The sequence below is a fragment of the Actinomycetospora chibensis genome (assembly GCF_028737215.1).
Classification (GTDB): Bacteria; Actinomycetota; Actinomycetes; order Mycobacteriales; family Pseudonocardiaceae; genus Actinomycetospora; species Actinomycetospora chibensis.
In genome coordinates, this window is sequence record NZ_JAQZAM010000005.1 from 224,812 (window position 1) to 246,807 (window position 21,996).

Consider the following 21,996-nt stretch of genomic DNA (forward strand, 5'->3'; position numbering starts at 1 on the left):
TGGGGCATGACAGGTTCGCCGGGGGCCGCGCGTAACCCCTTGCCGATCACGAACAGAGGGCCCGCAGCGTCGCTGCGACCCCTCCTTCTGATCCGACGTTGCGGGCCTACCGCGTTCCACGCCCCACCTTGACCCTCCCCATAGATCGCCGACGGTGCCGGGGGCGGCGATCGCCCCGCTCTGGGAAGTCGCGTCACGGCGCCGCTCGGTGGCAGATCAGTTCCGCGAGAGCGGAACCGAGGTCGTCGTACTCGCCGAGGAGGCGGAGCAGGCCCAAGGCCACCAGCGGGCGGGTCACGGCTGGTGCGATGGACGCTGAGCAGAAGCTTCCGGACCGCGCGGACGCGCTGTCACGCTCGGCGAGCAGCGCGGAAATCCCGACGGCACCCAGGTACGTGATGCCGGCGCCGTCGAGCACCATGTTCAGCGCGCCAGCGGCCGCCACCTCAGCTGGCTCGTCGCGCAAGTGTCCGACCATCGACACGTCGACCTCACCGACGACGTGCGCAACCACGGTGTTCGGGGTGATCCACAGGTGGGCTACTCGGCTTCCCGTGGTGCGCCGCGGAGAGGACCCACGTGACCGAGCCGGAGAGCTCGCACCGGGGTGTGCGGATTTGCCGGAAGACCGCCAGGCGGTCCTGTGGGTGTGCGAAGCCCGGCGGGGGTGCCGCCGAAGGCAGCGACGCCCAACCGGGTGCGGAACGGCGCCACAAGGTCACGGTCCGGTAACGCTCGCCCGCTGATGGGCGATACGCCCACGACGGGAGCGCCGGCCCCTCGCCGTGTCCCGTCGAGGTCGGGTCTCCGTGGCGGCCCGCGCAGTGGTCGCTCGGAGACCCGACCTCACCCGTCCGCTCCGACGACGGACTCCCGCTTAGGAAGGGCAGCGTTACGGTGGGCACCGCTGCATCGCGACCTCCACGGCTGCGGCAAGGCGGCCTCGACCCCCGGAGGCTGCTGACCCGACCTCGCCGTGGGCCCGATGCCCCGGAGCCCGCCCACCGGCCGGGGAGCGCGGAGCGGGGCATGCGAACGGACCGTGGTCCCGGCGGATGGCAAGCCGTCGGTGGAGATGGCGCTCTGGTCGGGCCGATGTCGTTGATCCGGGTGCTGCTGCCGATCGTCGCCGTGGTGGGAACCGTCCCACCGGCCATCGTGGGGTTGGACGGGGCGTCGGTTCCCGTGACCGAGCTCCTGGTCCCGCCGTCTGCTGCCCTGGTGCTCGGGGGCGTGGGGCTCACCGCGGCGGGGGTGTGGCGGCTCGTCTCGCTCGGGGCTCGTGTCGCTTCGGTCGTCGGCGCCCTGGGTGCCGCCGTCCTGCTGGCCGAGGGCATCGCCGTCGGCGCCGAGTTCGAGCCGATCGAGTCGCCTGGGCTGGTGTACGGGGCGGCGGGCGGAGCGGTCGCCGGGGCCGGGCTCGTCGGCGTGCTCCTGCGGTGGCGGTGCCGGTCGCGTCGCGTCCCACCGCCTCGGCGGAACCTGCGCGGGCGCCTGATGGGCGGAGGCGCCGTCGTCGCCCTGCTCGCGCTCACGCGGACATGGGTCCCGGCGTGGCTCGTCGCGGTCGGCATCGTCGGGATCGTCCTCGTCGGGTTGCCGCTGCTCGTCGGGCGTCTACGCGGCCGTATCCCCCTCACCGCCGTCCCGGCTGACCCGGGTACGACGGTGGGCGGTGGCGGTGCGCTCCTGGTCGATGCGGACGTCCACGCGACGATCGAGGTCGAGCCGGCGAACCCGACCCGCCGTGTCCTGTCCGCTCCGATTCTGCGGGTCTTGCACCTCGGCCCCGGGGACCCGGGTACGGACGCGACGGCCTCGGCCGAGATCAACCGTCGCCTCGCCGGCGCGGGCCACGAGATCACCGTGCTGAGTCCGTGCCTCCTCGACGATCGGGCCCGCGACGGACACCACCGGCGAGGGGGACTGCGCTGGGGCCCATGCCGCCGGGTCCGGCCCTGGGCGCTGCTGGCCTACGCCGCAGCAGCGATCATCGCTGCTCGGGATGTCGAGGCTGACCTGGTCGTCGAGGAGTTCATCGCCCCGCTCGGCTCACTGGCCATACCGCGCTGGACCCGCCGACCGGTGGTAGCGGTGGCGCAGTGGCTCCCCGCCCCGCCGCCGACCGACCGATGGGCACCGCTGCTGGGCCTGCGGTGGTGGGCGATCCAGACACACTGCTCGGTGATCACTTGCTCCCCAACCGCGGGTGCGGCGCTTACCGGGGCGGGCGTACGGGCCGATGTCGCGGTCGTTGGTAGCGGCATCGACGTGGCGGCACAGCACGTCGCTCCCGAACCCCGCGGCGAGGACATCGTCGTACTTGTCGGGCCTGTGGATGGTGGGGCACCAGCCGCGAGCTTGTTCCTGCACGCCTGGGCGCTGGCTGCACCCGGGCTCACCGGACAGCTGGTGCTCCTGGGCACAGGCCCCCACGAGAGCGACCTGCGGCAGGGCGCGGCTCGCCTTGGCCTCGCGCAACGGGTGGAGTTCGCCGACGAGGCGGACCCCGCGGCGCGGCACGCACGGGTGGCGTCGGCGCGACTCGCGGTGGTGGCGCCGGGCACGCCGAGCGCAGCGGCACCCACCGCTGCGCTGGAGGCGCTCTCGGTCGGCACCATGGTGCTCGGCCCCGACACCGCTGCACTGCGCGAGGTTGTGCCACCGACCGTCGGGATGCTCGTGTCCTCGACCGGCCAGGACGATCGCGACGTCGCCGCGCTCGCCCACGCCCTGCGGGCGCTGCACACCGATCAGCAGCGCATCGCCGCCGCCGCCACGCACGGACCAGAACTCGCGCGCCGCCACGACCGCGACGTCCTCACCAGCCAGACCGAGGACATCTACCGCGCCGCCATCGCACGTGACTCCTAAGATCGCCGACCAGCCGGGAGCCCCCGATCCGTGCTCAGCCTTCACCCCACCCCTCGGGCAGGGCCCGTGAGTGTCCGCCGCCGGCGCCGACTGCACCGTGCAAGCGAGCCTGCAACCTTCGGGCGCGCTCAGCCCGTGGTCCGGCTGACTTTCTCCCCCACCCCGACAGCGAACGGACCACGAGAATGAACACGACCTCGCGGGACTCGCGGAGCTGCGCCGAGGGCTCGACGGGTGACCCATGGCCACCACTCGGCCGACAGGTACGGGACCATGGGCGCCGTCGGAGGTCTCGTCCGACGAGCAAGAACCACCATCGTCGAGCTGGTGGCCGCCGCGAACGCCCGCCGATGGACAGCAGTCGGATCGATCCGACCCCGGAGCACCCCACAGCCTCCACTCAACCCGGCGCGCTTCACCCAGGCCCTCAGCGAAGCCAACGCTGCGGCGGTACAGATTGACCGGGTGGTGGTCGTTGGACAGGGTGAGTGCGATGGTTCGACCTGCTCCTGCCGGGACTCGGCTCTCGTGGGACTCCGTCATCGAACGCTCCGACCTCAGGCCCGACGTGCTGGCCCTGCGTGACGCCCTCTCCGACGCGATCGAGCAGGGCTACTGGGCCCACGTGGCGACCCTCCTCGACCGGACCGACGACGATCTACCGTCCGCGCTGAGCGCCAATGCGCTCCGCGTCGGCGACACGAGCGGGATGGCTCCGCTGCACCACGCCGCAATGCAGGGCGCGCACCCCGACGTCGTCGACGACCTCGTCGCGCGCGGCGCCTGGCGCACGCTGCGCACCGCTGACGGGGAGACCGCCGAGGCGATGGCGCACCGGCTCGGTCACGTCGTGCTCGCCGAGCAGCTCCGTCCTCGCCCCGCGATGGAGATCGACGAGGAGACCGTGGCCGACCTCGAGATCTTCCTCCGCGCCCTGGTCGAGGTGCGGACGCGGCGGCTGGGCCGGCGCCTGCGTCCTCCTCAGGTCGGGCCGTTGGTCGAGCACCCGGAGGCGACGATGTGGGTCGGAGTCCCCGGTATGTACGGGGGCTTCGCGTGCCGCTGGACCGACGGCGCGAGCGAGCCGACCGTGGAGGTCCGCAGCTGGAGTCGGGTCACGGGAGGTTCAGGCCGGGCGCATCGCATCACCGTCGAGGGGATCGAACTCGTCACCCGCGGGCTGCTCTGATCGCAGAAGGGTCTCCGGCTCCGTGTCGCGCTCGGACCCCACCACCCGAGGAAGCGGTCGAGCGCTCAGCGCGGAGCCGCTCGGGAGCCAGCTGATCGAGCCTCGCTGGCGGATTCGGGAAGGGGCCACGAAGGACCGTACGTGCTGCAGAGGCCACGAAGGAGGCCACGAACACGTCAGAAGGGCCCGCTCCACGCGGTGGAGCAGGCCCTCGACCTGCGGAGCCGCCTTCGGGATTCGAACCCGAGACCTACGCATTACGAGGACTTTCGTCACCGTGAGCGGCATGCTCACTGCGCCCATCGGTGCACCTCAAGGAGTTCACCGTGCTCATCGGTAGACACCGGGCTCCGCCGTTCGAGGCCACGATGGAGGCCACGCCACCGCCGACACACGGGGGTATCGCTGGCGTTGATGGGGGCAGCGGCCTTTCCCACGTGGCGATTGCTGCTCCTCGGAGAGCCGGACGGAGTCCGGCCGCGCACGTCGTGACACATGGCCGATCGGGGGTGGCGACCGTCCGTAACGCCGACAGGCCCGCGGGGGTCACTGCACGACCTCGTCCGGCTGGTCGACGAGGTTTGTCATCCCTCAACCGGTGCTGTCGAGAATCAGTCGGATCGCTTCGTGCGGTGAGTCCCATTGTGGGAAATGACCGCACCGCTCGAACCAGTGCAGCATCGCGTCGGGGAAAAGCTCCGTGGCGCGTGCGGCCTGTCTCGGCACGGTCACCAGGTCACGACGACCCCAACCGATCGTGACCCGGCCGGGCACTGTGCCAGCCGGGGCTCCCTGCTGCTTGGGTCCCTTGGTCAGAGCGTCCAGGGCGGCGCCGGTCGACGGGGAGTCGGCCAGCCCGCGCACGTCCGGCAGCACGACCTCGCCGGAGAGCGCCCAGGGCCGCGCCGAGAGCTGCGCCAGCAGCAGGGTCCGGCCCACCGAGCTGCCGAGCAGTGTCGGCAGCGCGCCCCGCAGCGCTCGGACCAGAGCGATCGACGGCCGCAGCGTGGCGCCGAAGACAGCGACCTCGCGGTCGCTCCAGAAGCCGCCCGGGTCCAACGCCACGGTGTCGCCACCGACGCCCCGTCGCGCGAGCTCGAGCACCATTCGGCCGCCCATCGACTGGCCGACAGTAGAGGCCCCGTCCAGGCCCTGTTCGCGAATGAAGTTCGCGACGGAGTCGGTCAGGGTGGCGATCGAGACCTCGCCGGTCAACGGCGGTGTCTCGCCGAACCCCGGTAGGTCGACCGCGATCACCTCACGGTGCTCGGCCAGTTCGTCGAGGATCGGGGACCAGGATCGCCACCCTGCACCCAGACCATGGACGAGCAACAGCGGTCTGCCGCTCCCTCGTCTCACGTGATTTAACGCCGCACCGGGCATGCGCACTCCTACGATTCTTCGAGACCTTCCGGGTCCGACGGACGGTCGATGATTTCCGTGCTCCGCGGCTCGCCCGCGGAACAGTCAGCTGCTCGACACCGGTGTTTCCGGCTCCATGTCGTAGGAGCCCTGAATCTGGGGCGGACGCGTGCCCAGGTCGTCGGTCGTCTTCTTGTCCCACGGCGCCTCGATGAGACTCTTCGTCTCGTCGAGCATCGACTTCGGCTCGAGGTTGCGGTAGGTGGCGACCTCACCAGCGACTACGGCGGTCATGGTCGCTTAGACCGGCTCCGGGTCGAACTGCGACCGCGGGAAGGAGAGCTTCGAGTAGTCGAACAGTCGTCCGGTGGGATCGTCCTCCCAGCTCTGGTAGGTCTGGAACATCCTGTCGTTGAACCCGGTCAGGAAGGGGCCCGGGTTCACGGTGGCGACCTCGACCCCGAACTCCTGGAGTTCGAGCTTCATGGTCTCGGCGATCGCCTCCATGGCGTGCTTCGAGGCGGAGTAGATGCCCGTGAAGGGATTGACGTTGAGCCCTTCCCTCGAGGACACCCACACGATGCGGCCCGTCCCGCGGGCGGCCATCTGCTTCGCGATGCCCTGCGTCAGCAGCAGGGGTCCAGTCACATTGACCTCCCACTGGTGTCGGATGTGGGTGGCCGGAATGTCCACGGTGGCCCCGCCCTCGCCGATGCCGGCGTTGTTGACGAGGATCTCCACACCCCACTCCAGGGCCTTCGCACGGTCGCCCTCGACGGTGACGTCGAGCTTCTCGACCCGCAGGACGACGCCTCGCTCACCGGCCTGTCGCTTCAGGGTCTGGACCTGGGCGTAGATCTCTACGGCGGCAATGACGTCGAAGCCCTTCTCGGCGAGGCGCATTGCCACCTCGTGCCCGAAGCCGGTACCCGTTCCGGTGATCAGAACTCGCTGCACGGGATGTCCTCCACGGACGAGGGGCGGTGACAGCAACGGCGATGGTGTTGCTGTACTGGTCGTTCAGGTCCGGGTCGCGGAGCCCGGCCGGGGGCCAGCAGGGCAGTTCTGCTCCGGAATCCCCTTCCGATTGCGCCGCAATCGCCGGTCCGACCTGACGTGAAACTGCGAAGCGACGTCGAGCCGTGGCAGCGGTTGTCACTACTGCAGGCTGGTCTCGTCGGCGTGGTTGATCCCGAGCGAGAGGAAGGGGCTTCCCCCCGGGATCGACCATGCGTCCGCCGCGGACACCGAAGGCACTCATGTCAGACCTCTCCGGCCGCCCGGCCACGGGACGGCGTCGCCCGCGTGGCCGGCGGGGTCAGTCGCTCGTGTCCTTGCTCTGGTCGATGATTGTCTGGCGCTCGGGGGTGACCCAGAGGATCACGCGCTCGGACTTGATGCCGTTGGGCGGATAGTCGGACCCGAGGTACTGGTGCGCGATCTCGTCGATGTGTTCGCGGGCCTCCGATCCAGTGGTGGTGCGGTCGACACGTCCACGGACCTCGGCGTAGCGATACGGGTCGTCCTCGTCCCGGATGAGCACCGTGATCCGGGAATCCTTCTGGAGGTTCTTGTACCGTCGACGGTGGGTCTCGGTGTTGAGGACCAGCGAGCCGTCCTTGATCGCGACCCAGAGCATCTGGGTCTGCAGCCGGCCGCTGGGTAGGACCGTGGTGACGGCTGCGAAGTTCTTGCCCTTCGCGAGCTCTTCGGTGACCGGGTGGAGCTCCGGTCCGTTCTTCGTGTCCGCCATGGCGGCTCCTCTCGTGCGAAGGCGGGTAGAGGATCAAGCCGCGTGCCCGCCGAAGAAGGTCGGATACGCCTCGGTCAGGTCGGCGGGGCACTCCTCGGCGAGTTGGTGGCCGTACGGGAGGGACACGGTGCGAACGTGGGTGGCGACCTCGCGCACGACGCGCTCGTTGTCGGTGCCGACGAACGGGTCGCTGGCCACGGCGAGGACCGGCATCGGCAGCCCGTCTCCGGATTCGCGGGCTCTCGTCGTGGCACGGTGGTGGGCGTCAGCCCTGGAGCTGGGAGAGCAGGCCCGCCATGTCGGTAGCGCCCCAGCGCTCGATGATCTGGCCGTTCTCGAAACGGCCGAGCTGCAGCCCGCGCACCGACACGGAGTTGCCGGTCGCGGCGACGCCCTCGAACTCCCCGCGGTGGGTCCCGGTGAGGGTGTAGGCGAACGCGACCGAGTCGTCGTCGGCCACCATCCGCTCCGGAGTGATCGTGAAGTCCGGGAACGCGGAGACCAGGTAGTGGAAGAACCGGCGGAACCCCTCCCGGCCCTGCTCCTGGAACGGCGCGGGGTCGTGGTCGACGGCGTCCGGCGCGAACATGATGTCCACCCCGGCGTCGACGTCCCCGGCGTTGAGCCGCTCGGCGGCCTTCTCCTGCGTGGCGATGTTGTCGTCTCTGCTGCTCACGTGGGTGCTCCTGAGGTCCGGGGTGGATCGGGCGGGCGGCGGCGCCGCGGGGTCACCCCGCGGTGCAGCACCACCGACGTCAGGCGGCCGGCTTGAGCAGGACCTTGGTCCAGCCCTCGAGCCGGTCATCGAAGCTCTGGTACGCCGCCGGCGCGTCGGCCAGCGACAGCTCGTGGCTGACGATGAACGACGGCTTCGCCTTGTCCCGGTGGATCAGCTGGGCGAGCTGGCGGTTGTAGTTCTTGACGTTGGCCTGGCCGTTGCCGATGCCCTGGCCCTTGAACCACGTGGTGCCGTAGTCGATCGGGTAGCGCCCGGCCTGCGCATCGGCGTCCTTGCCGCCCGGGTCACCGGGCAGGAACAACCCGACCACACCGATCTTCCCGGTGGGCCGCACGGCCTGGAACAACGAGTTCAGCGTCATCGACGGGTTCTCGTTGCCCTGCGCGTCATGGGCCTGGTACCCGACGCACTCGCACCCACGGTCGGCACCGACCCCGTCGGTCAGGTCGAGGATCTGTTGAGCCGGGTCGCCCTGCGAGTCGTCGATCGCGACAGCGCCGGCCCGCTCGGCCAGCTTGAGACGGTCGGGATGGCGGTCGACGACAAACACCTGGCTCGCGCCGCGGATCACCGCGGAGTAGGCGGCCATGATGCCGACCGGACCGCCGCCGTAGACCGCGACCGACTCGCCCGGGCGCATCCCGGCGAGCTCGGTGGCGTGCCAGCCGGTCGGGAAGATGTCCGAGAGCATCGTGTAGTCGTTCTGCTTGTCCTGCGCGTCCTCGGGCAGGATCAGGCAGTTGAAGTCGGCGTAGGGCACGCGCAGCAGCTCGGCCTGGCCACCCGCGTACGGGCCCATGCCGTAGAAGCCGTACGCCCCGCCCGCCGTGCCCGGGTTGACCGTCAGACAGAACCCGGTGTTGCCGCGCTCGCAGTTCTCGCAGAACCCGCAGCCGATGTTGAACGGCAGGCTCACCTGGTCGCCGACCTGCACCCGGTCCACACCGGCGCCGACCTCGACGACCTCGCCCATGTTCTCGTGACCGAGGATCTTGCCCGACTCCAGACCGGTGCGGCCCTCGTACATGTGCAGGTCCGACCCGCAGATGTTCGTCGTCGTGATCCGCACCAGGACATCGGTGGGCTTCTTGATCTCCGCGTCGGGGACGTCCTTCACCGAAACGGACCGGGGACCTTCGTAGACCAGGGCCTTCATGGAGCAGCTTCCCTACCTCGGAGAGGGGCCTGCTCAACGTCCGTTGCTACGGCGACGACGCGGGGCCCCACTGGCTCCGCGGGGTCCGGCGCGGCGATGTACCGCGCGACAGTGTCACCTGTGCCGGCACCTGTCGACCCCGGACCCTCCGCGAGGGGCACGACGCACTCGGGTGTCCGTCCTGGGCAGCCCGAGGACCTGCGACGCGAACACGTCTCCGTGAACGTGCTCGGAGACCACGCAAGAAGCCTCTGACCAGCACCCGCACTGCCGAAGGAGGCCACGACCCATACCCGGGCAGCCGACAAGATCGACGACAGGTCGTCTGAACTGCGGGAACGGAGCCGCCTTCGGGATTCGAACCCGAGACCTACGCATTACGAGGCACCCGCTCGGCGCGCTCGTGGTGTTCCATCCCGGCGCTGAGCTGGGGTTCTTGTCGCGGTTTACACCCCTGAACTAGGGCGATCCGCGGGACAACTGCAACGACTGCTGCAACGACGGGAGACCTCCCGCCGGCGACCCCGCACGCCCTGACCGCGCCACTCCGGCGCTCCGGTCGGCCTTCTCGAGAGGCCGGCCATGGTCCACGTTCTCCATTGGAACGACAACCGTCTGCTCACCGCACGCCTCGGCTTCGGGGGCTCTCCCTCGGCGGCGCGGGGTCGCCTCGGACAGCTCGGGCGCGCGAGGGCAAGGGCCACACCCTCCGTCCTCGGTGACGCCTCGAGCACCGCCGTGGCCCTTGCGGGAGTGCGTCCGGGCTGTCAGACCCCGGAAGCGCCGGCGAGGGAGAGACGCCGCCGCGACCACCTCCCCGCCGCACCGCTGCCCGTCCACGTCGACCCCTCCCTTGGTGGTGCCCGGGTCCAGGGCGGAGCGCCTGGCCTCCGGAGGAAGTACCAGGGCAACACCACGCGTCCCGGCGGCGTCCGATGACCCGGCCGTCGTCCTGGCGCTCCCTGCCTGATCCGTGGCGCTCGTACACGCCCGCGTCCGCTTCCTCGCTGTCATCTGTGGCGGCCGTGGGAGGCGTGGCCGGCCCGCCGCAGCGGGTCGAAGACAGGAGCGACCGGCGGAAGCCGGTCGCGTCCGACCCGGCCGCCGCCCCGGCGCCAGCCGAGGGCCGGCCGCCTGGGCTTGTTCTATGTGCCATATCGGGCCGGGAGGCCCAGGAACCGACGTCGGTCGTTCCGGATGACCCGGGGTCGCTGTGGTCGCCCCGGTTCCCCTCCCCCGAGCTCGTCGACGCCGCCGCTGCAATGTTGCCCGCGGTCACTGTGGAGGCGGGGACGCTCGCGGAGGGTCCGCGGTGGGAGCTGACGGTCGGGCCGGGCATGTTCGCCGTCGCCTGCCATGACTGGTCTCGCCGGGAGCGCACCGGCGAGCGGGCACACGACGCTCACGTGAAGGACGTGGACCAGGACGTCGCCGCGCACATCGCCACCGGCGAGTGGCCGGAGAAGCCGCCGCCCCGGTCGTCGATCACGGCGTGGTCGCGTAAGTCGCGTGCGCGGATGACGCGCCGGCTGTGCGAGCTGGACTACACGCCGCTCTACCGAGACGGCCGGCTCCCGGCCATGGTCACGCTGACCTACCCCGGCGACTGGCTCGCCGTCGTCCCGACGGGACAGGTGCTCAAGCGGCACATGAAGGCGCTGCGCAAGCGCTACCTGCGCGCGTGGGGCGAGGACTGGGCCTGCGTGTGGAAGCTGGAGTTCCAGCGTCGCGGAGCGCCGCACGTGCACGTGCTCTGCACTCCCCCGCACGGCCTGTCGAAGACGACCGGGGAGCGCTTCGCGGTCTGGCTCTCGGCGGCGTGGGCCGGCGTCGTCGACCATCCCGACCCGGAGCAACGGCGGCGCCACGAGCTCGCCGGGACGGCGCTGGACTACGCCGAAGGTCTGCATGCCACCGACCCTCGCCGCGTGGCGGCGTACTTCACGAAGCACGGCCTGATGGCGGCGAAGGAGTATCAGCACGAGGTCCCCGCTGAGTGGCGCGAGCCCGGCACCGGCCCCGGCCGCTTTTGGGGCGTGTGGAACCTAGAACGCGCTACCCGCACTGTCTCGGTCCGACCCGAAGACGGCGTCCACGCTGGACGGATCGCCCGCCGGTGGGCCCGTGCACAGGGCCGCGCGCATTGCACCTGGAAGCCTCGTACTTGTCAGGCCACCGGCAGGGTTCACCTGCGCAAGTCGCGGTCCCGCGTGCACCTCCTAGCCAACGGCAACCGCGGCTGGGTTGCGGTGAACGACGGCGCGTCCTTCGCGGGCAAGGTAAGCCGCGCGTTAGCCCAAATGGCGCTCACAGCAAGCATTCAGAGTAGCTCGCGAGCCGTTCAACCCGCGCAGTTGCCCGCTAGTGGAACATGACCGCCGACCGGCAGTTCAACGAAGGAATCGCATCCTCTCGCGAGTTACGCTGTTGTAGTTAGTACTAGGTGCGACCGTAAGGCCTACATGCTTCTCGAAGATCGATTCGACGCGTTCCTAGAGCAGACCGTCAATCTCAGGCAAAGCCGCATCGACCAGCTCGACGGTCGAGTCACGGCAATCTCCAACTTCCTTCAGCAACGCTCCGACGAGTTCGGGGACCGCTTCGTCGAGCTGATACCGCAGGGATCATATGCTCACGGGACGATTATTAATCCAGTGGGGCAAACAGACGAATTCGATGCTGACGTGTTGGTGGAGGTCTCCGAGAATGCCAGCTGGGAAGCAAAAGACTATGTAGAACGGCTCTATCAGAGCTTCGGCACGAGCGCCGTATACGCTCCGATGGCGCATCGACGCTCCCGTTGCGTTTTTGTTGACTACGCAAACGAATTCCACCTCGACGCAGTACCTTTCCTGCGACGCCTTGGCGGAAACTACATCACGAACCGAAACAAGAACAGGTACGAGCTGACAAACCCTGAAGGCTTCAACGAATGGCTCGACGAGAAGGACCGCATCACAGGCGGCAATCTCGTGAAGGTGATTCGTCTGATGAAATACCTACGGGACTACAAGAACACTTTCACTGTCGCCTCTGTCGTGCTCACTATTTTGCTCGCGGAACGCGTTAGTCACATAGCCCTGCTGCAGGATATTCGATCCTACGAGAGTGTCCCCGCCACTCTCCGGTCAATCATCAGCGCCCTGGACGATCATCTCTCTGATCACGAAAGTATGCCAAACATCGCCGATCCGAGTTGCGCAGGCGAAACATACAATCACCGCTGGGACCCAGACCTCTATACGAACTTCAAGGCCAAGCTCGGTCTCTATCGGTCGTGGATCGATGAGGCGATCGAAGAGGCTGACTACGATTCGAGCGTCGACAAGTGGGCACAACTGTTCGGAGACAAGTTCCGCCAAACTAGCGTGCCGGTCGAACTATCAAACAAGACCGCGGCGATTACAGCGGCCATCAATGAGCAGAGCATCGACGGTACGTTCGGAATCCCAGTCCGGATCGACCCCAGTCTCGACTTCCACATCACCGCCCGCGCGATAAAGAAGTCCGGGGGCCTTCGACGCTACACACTCAGCAAGCAAGGCAACATGGCGTTGAGAGGGATGGAACTCCAGTTCAGCATCAGGTCAAACGTCCCCGAGCCTTATGACGTCTACTGGAAGGTTCGCAACAGGGGGGACGAGGCGCAACGCGCTAATCAGCTGCGCGGGCAGGTAGTACGCGACGAAGGAAGCCGTACACGGAAGGAGTCCACCGCATACGTTGGCCGTCACTTCGTTGAGGCATACGCGGTACGAGATGGCGTATGTGTAGCAAAAGACCATCAACAAGTGATCGTTATTGGGTAACCTGGGATTAGTAGGTCGGTAGCAGCGACAGCGGATGATCGAGTACGGTCTGCGATGTGCCTCAGATGAGTGCTGGCTTGGTAGCTCAGCTCGATGTCCGCGCGGCGGTGGCCGCGGAGACCAAGTGGGAGCCGGACCTCCTCCCGCAGCCGCTCGTCGACCGCTTCGCGGCTGATCGTGTCGACCTAGTTAGCGAGCACATCGAACAGCTCGCCCTAGACGATGAAGCCTTCCGGTCCTGCGATCTCCTTATTGCTCACAAGTGGACTTACGGACGCCGTCCTGTGGCCCTTGTGCCCTTCAGAGAACGGGTTCTTTACCGGGCGACAGTGGAGAAGATCAAGCCCTACCTTCCCCCTGTTGTTCGCGGAGATGAAGCCTACCGCACTTTCAAGCAAGCTCCTACATCACGTGGCAACGATATCAGTCACGTTGTCACTACGGACATCGCAAACTTCTACAGTTCGATACCCATCGATCAACTGGGTCAACACCTCAAAGGTCGGGCCGGACATTTCGAGCTCATCACTTGGTTGGAGAACTTCTGGCGCGAGATAAGCGGACGATATGTTGGCATTCCGCAGGTGAACGAAGCGAGCGAGACCGTCGCGGAGGCCTATGCCGATGATCTCCAGCGCAGAATTCTCGCACGGGGAGTGACGTCCGTCAGGTACTCGGACGACTTCCGGCTGCTCACCCTTGGAGACAAGCGCGCTGTCCGGGCACTGGAAATCTTCGACGACGAGGCCCGCCAACTCGGACTTCACGTGAACGAGCGGAAGACCAGAACTGACTCGATCAGCGACTACACGGATTGGTTCCAAGCAAGTCCCAACCTCCAAGGTCCAGTCGCGAGGGCTCGAGATGCTTTCATCGACAGAGACCTCTATAGCGACAGTACGTTCGAGCCTGACGAGGCCCAGGAACACCGAGATACAGCAACGGAGATGCTCAATCTTTGGAGCTCCGGTAGCCGGGAATACCAAGAAGGCGAAGCAAGGGCCGAGGTGGTTCGCCATGCGAAGACTGCGCTCGGCCTCCTAGAGACGATCGAGGACCCGACCGCCATACCGTGGTGTGAAGCAATTGTAAGAACAGAGCCCCAGCTAACGCCCGCGGTTGCTCGTTACCTCCGCACGCTTGAATCGCGGCATCATGAGCGGGTCAGCAGCGCCCTCGAAAGCTTGGTCATTTACCTTCCCCTCTCACAGTGGCAGCGCGTCTGGATGCTATACGTGATCGAGGTCGGTGGATTCCTGACCGATAATGCGGTAATTGACTGGGCGAAGAGCAACACAAAAGATGCGAACTCCGAATTCTTGAGGGCGTATTCCGCGTGGGTGCTAGCGTGCAACCATCGGTTGGAAGACTCGACGTGGCGCGAGGCGGCTAACGGTTCAACTTCACTAACGAGCCCCTACCTTGCTGGCGCACTTGCCAACTGTAGAGGCTTTTCTTCGACCGAGAAGGCCCAGCTAGTAGCACCGAACTTCTTGGACCAGCAACTATTTGAGTGGGTCGTACACAACGAGGAAGACATCATCCCTCCGATCTTCTAGGAGAGGAGCCACTCCGCGGTTCGAGATACGGAGTATGTGTACGACTCACCCGGTTCGACACCTCTCCTTCGGATCCGATCTTCAGAGCACCACTGCGCAGCGTCTGTACCGCCGCGCTGTTTGAGCGCTCTGAGCTCTTGGACTTGCCCGGCGGTTGGGAGAAGCTCGAATACGTGCGCAACAAGCATCTCGAGACCGTTGGAATACTCACTGTACTGAAGAGAATCGACGTGTTTGCGTACGAAGTCGAACTTAATAGACTTGAAGTTCTCTGCCGAGAGGATTCCTGTGTCTATTAGCTCCTCAGAGAATTCTCTCCAGATGCCGACTTCGCGGTTCTTGCCGCTGTCGAACCATTTCATGAAACGGGGTAGATACTGACCGCGAATTCGGATACGGAGGTCGTCTGCACTAACGTCGTCGATGGGAATTAGATTATCACTCAGAACGCCCCACGAGTTGAACCTGTCGCGGATTGTTTGATTGAACTTGTAGACACCGCCGGCTGGTTGGAACTGATTGGGTATCCGCCTTCCGCGTAAGAGCAAGTACTTGCCGTCGATCTCTATCCGAATCAGGTACGAGATCGATAATCTGACGTACCGCTTTCGATAGCGCACGGACTGAGCGCTCAGCTTGAGATATCCGGAGTTGCCCGACACCCGGTCGCCGATCGGGATTATCAGCCCCGTCACCGCTCCCGTCAGCAGGCCGGCTAGCACGGCATCGGTAACAAAGAACAGCGCGATGACAGACGCTACTGCAATCAAGATGTAGACAGCTAACCTTCGCAAGAATCTGCTCCTCGATCGGCTTCTGATAGCGGACCCGCTACCGCGTCGGTCAGCATCACTGCCACAGTCTTATCGTCGTGGCGCTTCGATCTAGGTCGCATTCGGCCGTCTGGATCGCACTCTTCCTCCCAGTCGTGAAGTTCCTGAAGAACGCTCAAGATACGGCCGCTAGTCAGGGCTTCTCGCTCGACTTTTCGGATTTCTTCTACGGCACCAGCAGCGCCGTCTGTCGAAACGACGAGCAGGTCGAGAAGTCCCCAGTCGATATGCATACATTCGGCGTAAGCAGCCGCGTTGACCGACGCCTCGGCAATCCAGTAGCCGTCGTCGCTGTTGCGAAGGGGAGCCTCTGCACGTTGAATTCTGGCTAGAATACTTCGATGCTCGTCGTCAAAGCCGCTCCCCGCTGCCAGTCGGTCCCTATAGCGACCTCGTAATTCGGGCGCGATATGGTCCATCGGGTGTTGGATAATAGAGCGTTGGCTACCGTCGGTGAAGTACGCCGATATGGGACTATCGCCGAGAACTAGGACATCGACACCCGCACTGCCCGACCGCGCGATGCTGACAGTGGAAGAGGGGCTCTTCCCGGGAATCAGCGCGAGCTTGTCGGCGGTATGACGGATTGCTTGGCTGAGGGCGTCCCGGAGGTCGATGCCCTCGTGGCGGACGATCTCTTCGATCAAGACCGACCCGAGGGTGTCGACATACTCGCCAGCGTCGGGGCTCACGCTGGGGTCGTAGGCCGACGCGCCGTCGAGGACGACGACGAGGCCGTCGGCGGTGAAGCAGCGGTCTTGGCCTGCCCCCTCACCCGCGGACAGGACGGCATACTCGATGTGCGGGGGTGCCATCAGCTCCACCGTATGGGGCCGGCCAGCACGTCGACGCGCGTCGGCTTCTGATCTTCGAAGGTTCCACGGACGACCATGGAGAACGAGGTCTCCCCCATCTCGCGCCACGTTTCTTGCAACCCGGCAGCAAGGTGCGTCGCAGCAGCTATCGAACCCAGAGCGTGAACGCCGGCGAGGTGCACGATGACGTGGTCATCGCCCTGGTGGCGGGCAAGGTAGGCGACGTCCCGCTCGTCGTGGCGATCGTCGTCGATGGGCGAGGCAAACTGTTCCCCTGTGTCGCGACGCTCGAGCACCCATCGGCCGCCCTCGAGCTGAACGAAGCTGAGCACGGGGTCTCGAGCCAGCAGCTCGCCGCCGACAGGCGCGGAGACAGGCCCACAAATGACCACGGCATCGCCGGCCGGCGTCCAGGGCTGCTCGGGGTCGACGCGGTATCGCTCGCTGTGGAACGCCAGCCGGTGGAGCTCGGCGGTCATGATGTCGGCCGTCTCGTCGTCCTCGGAGGCAATGACGAGGTCACGCCGGCCAGGGAAGACCCGGCCCGGGATGGCGATGGTGATCGGTCCGACGCCGTAGAACGCCCGCTCCGGCACCGGCGCAGTCTGCCTGATCTGAGTGATCCGACCCTTGGTGAGCCCGAAGGCCTTGGCGACCTCGGTGTAGCTGCCGCCGAGCTGATCGCGGGCCTCCTCGATCGCGGCCCGGCGCAGTCGCGCCAGCTCGGTCGAGCGCTGCTGGTAGAGCGCGAGCAGCTCGGTCGCACGCCGGCCCCGAATGATCGGGTCGGGTTCACGCCGCAGGGCGTGGAACTCCTCGGCGTCGGGCTCGGACACCGGTCAAGTTTAGGGGCCTGTACCAGTGGGGGTCGAGGCTGCTAGCTTGTTTAGACCCCTACACACGCAGGTGGCTGCGCTGCGCCGCAGTGTTTAGGCCCCTGAACGACGAGGAGACGCTCCAGTGATCCAGAACTTCGCCATCGACCAGGCAGCGACCTTCGAGTCGCTGCTGTTCCTGTCCTGCGAGCCCAAGACCGCGTTCGGGGACTCGTTCCGGCAGGAGACCACCAAGGACGGGTTGCCGAAGTGGGAGGCCCAGCTCGTCGCTCGCTTCCGGCAGTTCGGGCGGGCCACCAACGAGATCATCAAGGTCGGTCTCGTCGCCGAGCGCGCCCCGGCCGACGACCTCGCGCCGGCCACGCCCGTCGATCTGGTCGGCTTTGAGATCGGCGTGATGGACAAGAAGGACCGCAACGGCAACGTCACCGGGGCTCAGGTCTGGTACCGGTGCCAGGAGGTCCGGGCCCTCGCGTCCACGACCCCGCGCCAGCGACGAAACGAGGCGGCCGCGCAGTCCGAGGCGGCGGCGTCATGAGCTGGCAGACGCGCGCGGCCTGCCGCGACACCGACCCGGAGCTGTTCTTCCCGCCCACCGAGGACGACACAGCGCCGATCGTCGCCCGCCACCTCTCCGCTGTGCGGCCGGTGTGCGGGCGCTGCCCGGTCCAGTCCGAGTGCCTGACCTGGGCGCTCGACACCGGCCAAGACGTCGGTATCTGGGCCGCCACCACGCCCACCGAGCGGCGCGCCATCCGCCGCCAGCGTCTCGCCGGGGTCCCCGACCCGATCGCGGACCGGGAGCCGGCGTGCGCGGCCTGCTCGCTGCTGTTTCCCGTGCCCGCTGTCGACGGATCGCTCTGCTCGACCTGCCAGGAGACGGGAGCGTGACCGTGTCCGAGACCCACGCCCTCGAGCGGTTCTCCGGCAGCAGAGCCGGCCCTGGCTTCCTCGGGCGGCTGCGCGAGCGCCAGGCCCGCCGCGAGTACGAGGCTTCGATCGTCGCCTACGCCGACGTGATGCGCGGCGTCTTCCGCGAGGCGTGCGCCGGTCTGAACATCTGCCACTACGTCCAGGTCGCCGCCGGCGTCACCGTCCGCACACCGCGCGTCGGGGAGGTCCGCGTCGGCCCGCCTACCTCGCTGACTGTGGAGCTGCTGCCCGGCCAGGAGCCAGGCGACTTCACGGCCAAGGAGAACGGGCCCCGGCTCGCGCACACCCTCGGCGCCCACGGGCTGCGGGTCGAGCCGATCGCCGGGCGCTGGGTTCGGCTGCACCTGCTCGACGCCGACCCGCTGCGCGACGACTTCGGCCTCCCGCCGGCGGTCGTCCACTCTGGAGGCGAGGCCGTGGTCCTGGGCCGCATCGAGGACGGCGTCACGCTCGGGCACGCCATCACCGACCCGGCGCACCTGGCCGTGCAGGGCATGAACGGCTCTGGGAAGTCGGTCTTCACCTACGGGCTGCTCTCCCAGCTCGCCGCCGCGCCCGACGTCCTGATTGCCGGCTCGGACATCACCGGCCTGCTGCTCGGTCGGTCCTGGGACGGCACGATCCACCGCGCTCACCAGGTCACCGGCACTGCGGACATCGCCGCGCACGCCGTGCTGCTCGAGGACTTGGTGGCCGAGATGGACCGCCGGCTCGCGACCATCCCGCCGCGCCGAGACAAGGTCGTGCCCTCGGCGGACTGCCCCACGGTGCTCGTCGCACTCGAGGAGTTCCCCGGTCTGCTGCGGGCCGCGGACGGGCTGCCGAAGCCCAAGCGGGGCGAGGGCGTGCCGGTCGGCGACCGTATCCGTACCGCGGTTCTCCGGCTCCTGAGCGAGGGGCGGAAGGCCGCGTTCCGGATGCTGATGCTGGCCCAGCGCTTCGAGGCCACGGCGGTGGGTGGCGGCTACGCCCGCGATCAGTTCGCCCTGAGGCTGAGCTTCAGGGTTCCGGCCGACTCGCTGGAGATGCTCCACGGCACCGATGCCCGCCGGCTGGGCCAGGAGCACGCCAACGCCGATCCCGGCGTCGCCTACCTGTCAGGACTTGGCAGGGACTGCGAGCGCATCCGCGTGCCGTACCTGGGCGAGTACGGCGAGTACGTCGACCGCGTCCAGCGCTATGGACGGCGGGCCCAGTCATGAACCTGATCGCGATCGTCATCATCGCCGGCCTCGTCACCGCCCTGCTCATCAAGAGCCGCCGCGCTGCGCCAGCGCTCGCCTCCGGCGTCGTGACCCTCGTCCTCCTCTTCGCCGCCTTCCCGACCCTCGGGCCTGCGGTGTCGAGCAGCGCCGGGGAGTTCGCCCACCAGCTCGGCGCAGCCACCGACCGCGCCGCTGACGTCCCCGAGGAGGAGCCCCGATGACGACGACCGTCTCCGAGCAGGTCGGGACCGCGGCCGGCGCCGTCCGCGCGGCCAACCACACCGCGATGAGCGCCGCGCTGACCGCGTCCGAGACCTCGGCCGTCGTCGGGGCCGTGACCGACCTGGCGCACCGGCTCCCGCAGCTCCTCGAGCACATCGCCCGGCCGCTGCGCACCGCCGATCCCGTCGACTACCGCGACGACCGCGGCAGCGACCCGATCCACGCGCTGCGCCAGGCGCGCGCCGCGCTGAACGACGCCCGCGACGTCTTCGAGGCGCTCGCCGGCCACCTCGACCGCGCCCACTACCACCTCGGGCACCTCAGCCCGTCCGACCCGGAGGACAGCACCGTGAACACCACCAAGTACCTGTGGCGCGTCGAAGAGGTCGCCGAGCTGCTGGGCATCTGCCGCTCGCGGGTCTTCGGGCTGATGAACGTCGGCGAGCTCGCGTCGGTGAAGATCGGCAGCAGCCGGCGCGTGCCCGACCAGGCCGTCCGCGACTACGTGGCCCGGCTCTCCGAGGGCGCGGCGTGATGGGCACCCGCAAGCCCAACCAGCGTTCCTCGATCTTCGAGGGTGCGGACGGCTACTGGCACGGCTACGTGACCGTCGGACACAAGCCCGACGGCCGGCTCGACCGCCGGCACCTGCAAGCCACCACCGAGGCCGGGGTGACCAAGCGGGTCCGCAAGCTCGAGCAGGACCGGGAGCGCGGCGAGACCAAGAAGGCCGGCCGCGCGCCCACCGTCGCCTCGTGGATGACCACCTACCTCGACACGATCGCCCCGCAGCGGGTCACGCCGAAGACGCTGGACGCCTACTGGTCGCAGGCCACGAACTGGATCATCCCGAACGTCGGTCGGCACCGGCTCGACCGTCTCTCGCCCGAACACCTGGATCGTCTCTACGCGGTGATGCTCGACGCCGGCCGGGCGCCGTCGATGGTGCTCAAGACCCACCGCATCCTGTCCCGCGCGCTCAAGATCGCTCACCGGCGCGGGCACGTGAACCGCAACGTCGCGCTCTTAGTCGACCCGCCGTCGTCACCCGAGGTTGAACAGCAGCAGCTCACCCTCGCCGAGGCCCGCAAGGTCCTCGCGGCCACGGCCGAGCTGCGCAACGGGACCCGCTGGACGGTCGCGCTGTCGGCGGGTCTGCGGCAGGGCGAGGCCCTCGGGCTGCGCTGGGAGTATGTCGACCTCGACACCGGGGACGTGAAGGTCTGGTGGCAGCTCCAGCGCAACCGCTGGCGGCACGGCTGCGACGACGCGCACGTGTGCGGCGAGCGCCTGCACCGACCGACGTGCCCGAAGGACTGCCGGCGCCACGCCACGGCCTGCCCGCAGCGCTACGGCGGTGGGCTCGTCTTCCGCCGACCCAAGGGCAAGAGCCGGCGCACGGTCACCCTGCCGACCCGCCTCGTCGCCGCGCTGCGCGAGCACAAGGCGGCCGGCCCAGGACCTCGAGCGTGAACGCGCCGGGGAGCAGTGGCAGGACCAGGACCTCGTGTTCGCCACTGAGACCGGCCGCCCCGTCGATCCGCGCCGGGACTGGGCGGAGTGGAAGACGATCCTGCGCGAGGCCGGAGTCCGCGAGGTCCGCGTCCACGACATGCGCCACACCGCGGGGACGCTGCTCGTGGCCCAGGGCGTGCACATCCGCGCGGTGCAGGAAATCCTCGGCCACTCCGACGTGCGGACCACGCAGGGCTACACGCACATCGGCTCCGAGGTCGCCCGCGACGCGGCACGACGGATGGACTCGGCGCTGTGGGGCGACGATGCCTGAGCGCCCGATCGAGGAGCCGCCGCTGCGGCTCACGCCGCCCTACGACCGTGAGGACCGCTCGCTGTTCCGGCAGCGCTGGGAGGACGCCGAGACCCACCGCAACCGGCAGCGCAAGCGCAAGACCGCCGTCCTGCTCGAGGCGCTCGCCGACGTCGAGCTCAGCGGCTACGAGCGTCGCTGCCTGACGTGGGTGGCCGCCTGGGAGACGCACATGGTCGCCACGCTCGCGTCGCTGATGCGTCGGTCCTTCGCCGCCGGCGTCGAGGCGGCCCGTGAACAGAACTGCAACGACAACTGCAACGACGCCGACCGGGAGCAGGCTTCCTAGGAGGGAAACCTGCTGGTCAGGGTGGAGCCGCCTTCGGGATTCGAACCCGAGACCTACGCATTACGAGTGCGTTGCTCTGGCCAGCTGAGCTAAGGCGGCAGTGCGAAGGAGTCTAGGCCAGGGCCCCGGCCCGAGGACGAGGCGGGTCTACGCCCCACCGAGCAGGAGCACGCCCAGCACCACCAGCGCCAGGACCTTCACCACCTCGAGCCCGATGTACGCGAGGTGGAGCCGGGAGCGCGGCGCGTCCTCCCCGGCCAGCACGCGGTCGGAGCGGCGGTTGAGGCGCGGGCGCACGACGCCGAGCTGCACCAGCAGGAGCACGACGAGGACGCCGACGGCGACCGTGGGCCCCGCCGGGACACCGGCCACGAGCAGGGCGGCCACCACGACCAGGGCCAGCACACCCTCGGCCACGTTCAGCGCGCGGAAGACCAGCCTCCCGATGCCGAGCCCGATCACCGTCGTCACGCCGGGCGCGCGGAACTTGAGCGGCGCCTCGAGGAACGAGATCGCCAGCACCATCCCGAGCCACACGAAGGTCGCCGCCGTCGCCACCGCCACGGGACCCGGTCTACACCGTCGGACCTCGGT

25 protein-coding genes and 1 tRNA gene are annotated in these 21,996 nt (G+C 68.0%); 13 read left to right on the plus strand and 13 right to left on the minus strand.

What is annotated here, in order from left to right:
- Positions 1 to 193: 193 nt before the first annotated feature.
- On the minus strand, positions 194 to 514 hold the full coding sequence (locus PH189_RS09780; RefSeq protein ID WP_274188589.1) for an STAS domain-containing protein: 321 nt from the start codon (positions 512 to 514) through the stop codon (positions 194 to 196).
- Positions 515 to 1,095: 581 nt separating this feature from the next.
- Between PH189_RS09780 and PH189_RS09785 the strand changes: the two genes are divergently transcribed.
- A complete protein-coding gene (locus PH189_RS09785) occupies positions 1,096 to 2,874 on the plus strand; it encodes a glycosyltransferase (RefSeq protein WP_274188590.1) in 1,779 nt (592 codons plus the stop codon).
- Between the two features lie 568 nt (positions 2,875 to 3,442).
- Positions 3,443 to 4,063 (plus strand): hypothetical protein, encoded by a 621-nt coding sequence (locus PH189_RS09790; protein ID WP_274188591.1) that lies wholly within the window; start codon positions 3,443 to 3,445, stop codon positions 4,061 to 4,063.
- Between the two features lie 591 nt (positions 4,064 to 4,654).
- On the opposite strand, the gene PH189_RS09795 is transcribed toward PH189_RS09790, so the two are convergent.
- The 7 genes from PH189_RS09795 to PH189_RS09825 form a co-directional block, all read right to left on the minus strand.
- The gene (locus PH189_RS09795; RefSeq protein ID WP_274188592.1) at positions 4,655 to 5,446 is read right to left on the minus strand and encodes an alpha/beta fold hydrolase; all 792 of its coding nucleotides are present in this window, start codon (positions 5,444 to 5,446) and stop codon (positions 4,655 to 4,657) included.
- A gap of 84 nt (positions 5,447 to 5,530) precedes the next feature.
- Positions 5,531 to 5,719: a hypothetical protein gene (locus PH189_RS09800; RefSeq protein WP_274188593.1), complete on the minus strand. Its 189-nt coding sequence runs from the start codon at positions 5,717 to 5,719 to the stop codon at positions 5,531 to 5,533.
- Between the two features lie 6 nt (positions 5,720 to 5,725).
- Entirely contained in the window at positions 5,726 to 6,382 is a 657-nt protein-coding gene (locus PH189_RS09805; protein ID WP_274188594.1) for an SDR family oxidoreductase, read from the minus strand.
- Between the two features lie 361 nt (positions 6,383 to 6,743).
- Positions 6,744 to 7,178, minus strand: a complete 435-nt coding sequence (locus PH189_RS09810; RefSeq protein WP_274188595.1) for a TIGR03618 family F420-dependent PPOX class oxidoreductase — start codon at positions 7,176 to 7,178, stop codon at positions 6,744 to 6,746.
- Between the two features lie 33 nt (positions 7,179 to 7,211).
- Entirely contained in the window at positions 7,212 to 7,391 is a 180-nt protein-coding gene (locus PH189_RS09815; protein ID WP_274188596.1) for a hypothetical protein, read from the minus strand.
- Positions 7,392 to 7,443: 52 nt separating this feature from the next.
- Complete coding sequence (locus tag PH189_RS09820) at positions 7,444 to 7,854, minus strand: ester cyclase (RefSeq protein ID WP_274188597.1); 411 nt, start codon at positions 7,852 to 7,854, stop codon at positions 7,444 to 7,446.
- Positions 7,855 to 7,933: 79 nt separating this feature from the next.
- On the minus strand, positions 7,934 to 9,073 hold the full coding sequence (locus PH189_RS09825) for a glutathione-independent formaldehyde dehydrogenase (RefSeq protein ID WP_274188598.1): 1,140 nt from the start codon (positions 9,071 to 9,073) through the stop codon (positions 7,934 to 7,936).
- Positions 9,074 to 10,410: 1,337 nt separating this feature from the next.
- Between PH189_RS09825 and PH189_RS09830 the strand changes: the two genes are divergently transcribed.
- From PH189_RS09830 to PH189_RS09840, 3 genes are all read left to right on the plus strand, one after another.
- Positions 10,411 to 11,448 (plus strand): rolling circle replication-associated protein, encoded by a 1,038-nt coding sequence (locus PH189_RS09830; protein WP_274188599.1) that lies wholly within the window; start codon positions 10,411 to 10,413, stop codon positions 11,446 to 11,448.
- 87 nt (positions 11,449 to 11,535) lie between these two features.
- Positions 11,536 to 12,882, plus strand: coding sequence for an SMODS domain-containing nucleotidyltransferase (locus PH189_RS09835; RefSeq protein ID WP_274188600.1), 1,347 nt, complete (start codon positions 11,536 to 11,538; stop codon positions 12,880 to 12,882).
- A 65-nt stretch (positions 12,883 to 12,947) separates the two neighbouring features.
- Complete coding sequence (locus PH189_RS09840) at positions 12,948 to 14,441, plus strand: RNA-directed DNA polymerase (RefSeq protein ID WP_274188601.1); 1,494 nt, start codon at positions 12,948 to 12,950, stop codon at positions 14,439 to 14,441.
- On the opposite strand, the gene PH189_RS09845 is transcribed toward PH189_RS09840, so the two are convergent.
- From PH189_RS09845 to PH189_RS09855, 3 genes are read right to left on the minus strand one after another with little or no spacing between them, the layout of a single operon-like run.
- Complete coding sequence (locus PH189_RS09845) at positions 14,438 to 15,211, minus strand: SMODS-associated NUDIX domain-containing protein (protein WP_274188602.1); 774 nt, start codon at positions 15,209 to 15,211, stop codon at positions 14,438 to 14,440. The two genes, PH189_RS09840 and PH189_RS09845, sit on opposite strands and share 4 nt — an antisense overlap.
- A gap of 11 nt (positions 15,212 to 15,222) precedes the next feature.
- Positions 15,223 to 16,089, minus strand: a complete 867-nt coding sequence (locus PH189_RS09850) for a hypothetical protein (RefSeq protein WP_274188603.1) — start codon at positions 16,087 to 16,089, stop codon at positions 15,223 to 15,225.
- Positions 16,089 to 16,925: a hypothetical protein gene (locus PH189_RS09855; RefSeq protein WP_274188604.1), complete on the minus strand. Its 837-nt coding sequence runs from the start codon at positions 16,923 to 16,925 to the stop codon at positions 16,089 to 16,091. Before PH189_RS09855 ends, PH189_RS09850 begins: the two co-directional genes overlap by 1 nt.
- A 124-nt stretch (positions 16,926 to 17,049) precedes the next feature.
- Between PH189_RS09855 and PH189_RS09860 the strand changes: the two genes are divergently transcribed.
- From PH189_RS09860 to PH189_RS09895, 8 genes are read left to right on the plus strand one after another with little or no spacing between them, the layout of a single operon-like run.
- A complete protein-coding gene (locus PH189_RS09860) occupies positions 17,050 to 17,463 on the plus strand; it encodes a hypothetical protein (protein WP_274188605.1) in 414 nt (137 codons plus the stop codon).
- Positions 17,460 to 17,816 (plus strand): WhiB family transcriptional regulator, encoded by a 357-nt coding sequence (locus PH189_RS09865; RefSeq protein WP_337994143.1) that lies wholly within the window; start codon positions 17,460 to 17,462, stop codon positions 17,814 to 17,816. Before PH189_RS09860 ends, PH189_RS09865 begins: the two co-directional genes overlap by 4 nt.
- Positions 17,813 to 19,060 (plus strand): hypothetical protein, encoded by a 1,248-nt coding sequence (locus PH189_RS09870; RefSeq protein ID WP_274188606.1) that lies wholly within the window; start codon positions 17,813 to 17,815, stop codon positions 19,058 to 19,060. Before PH189_RS09865 ends, PH189_RS09870 begins: the two co-directional genes overlap by 4 nt.
- Positions 19,057 to 19,284 carry a hypothetical protein gene (locus tag PH189_RS09875; protein ID WP_274188607.1) on the plus strand — a complete coding sequence of 76 codons (228 nt, stop codon included), beginning with the start codon at positions 19,057 to 19,059 and terminating at the stop codon, positions 19,282 to 19,284. Before PH189_RS09870 ends, PH189_RS09875 begins: the two co-directional genes overlap by 4 nt.
- The gene (locus PH189_RS09880) at positions 19,281 to 19,820 is read left to right on the plus strand and encodes a helix-turn-helix domain-containing protein (RefSeq protein ID WP_274188608.1); all 540 of its coding nucleotides are present in this window, start codon (positions 19,281 to 19,283) and stop codon (positions 19,818 to 19,820) included. The genes PH189_RS09875 and PH189_RS09880 overlap by 4 nt, the downstream gene beginning before the upstream one ends.
- The gene (locus PH189_RS09885) at positions 19,820 to 20,758 is read left to right on the plus strand and encodes a site-specific integrase (protein ID WP_274188609.1); all 939 of its coding nucleotides are present in this window, start codon (positions 19,820 to 19,822) and stop codon (positions 20,756 to 20,758) included. Before PH189_RS09880 ends, PH189_RS09885 begins: the two co-directional genes overlap by 1 nt.
- Positions 20,643 to 21,074, plus strand: coding sequence for a tyrosine-type recombinase/integrase (locus PH189_RS09890; protein WP_274188610.1), 432 nt, complete (start codon positions 20,643 to 20,645; stop codon positions 21,072 to 21,074). The genes PH189_RS09885 and PH189_RS09890 overlap by 116 nt, the downstream gene beginning before the upstream one ends.
- The gene (locus PH189_RS09895) at positions 21,067 to 21,402 is read left to right on the plus strand and encodes a hypothetical protein (RefSeq protein WP_274188611.1); all 336 of its coding nucleotides are present in this window, start codon (positions 21,067 to 21,069) and stop codon (positions 21,400 to 21,402) included. The genes PH189_RS09890 and PH189_RS09895 overlap by 8 nt, the downstream gene beginning before the upstream one ends.
- Before the next feature lie 22 nt (positions 21,403 to 21,424).
- On the opposite strand, the gene PH189_RS09900 is transcribed toward PH189_RS09895, so the two are convergent.
- Both PH189_RS09900 and PH189_RS09905 read right to left on the minus strand, forming a co-directional pair.
- Positions 21,425 to 21,501: transfer RNA gene (locus PH189_RS09900), tRNA-Thr, on the minus strand.
- A gap of 48 nt (positions 21,502 to 21,549) precedes the next feature.
- Positions 21,550 to 21,927 carry a hypothetical protein gene (locus PH189_RS09905; protein ID WP_274188709.1) on the minus strand — a complete coding sequence of 126 codons (378 nt, stop codon included), beginning with the start codon at positions 21,925 to 21,927 and terminating at the stop codon, positions 21,550 to 21,552.
- Between the last annotated feature and the right edge of the window lie 69 nt (positions 21,928 to 21,996).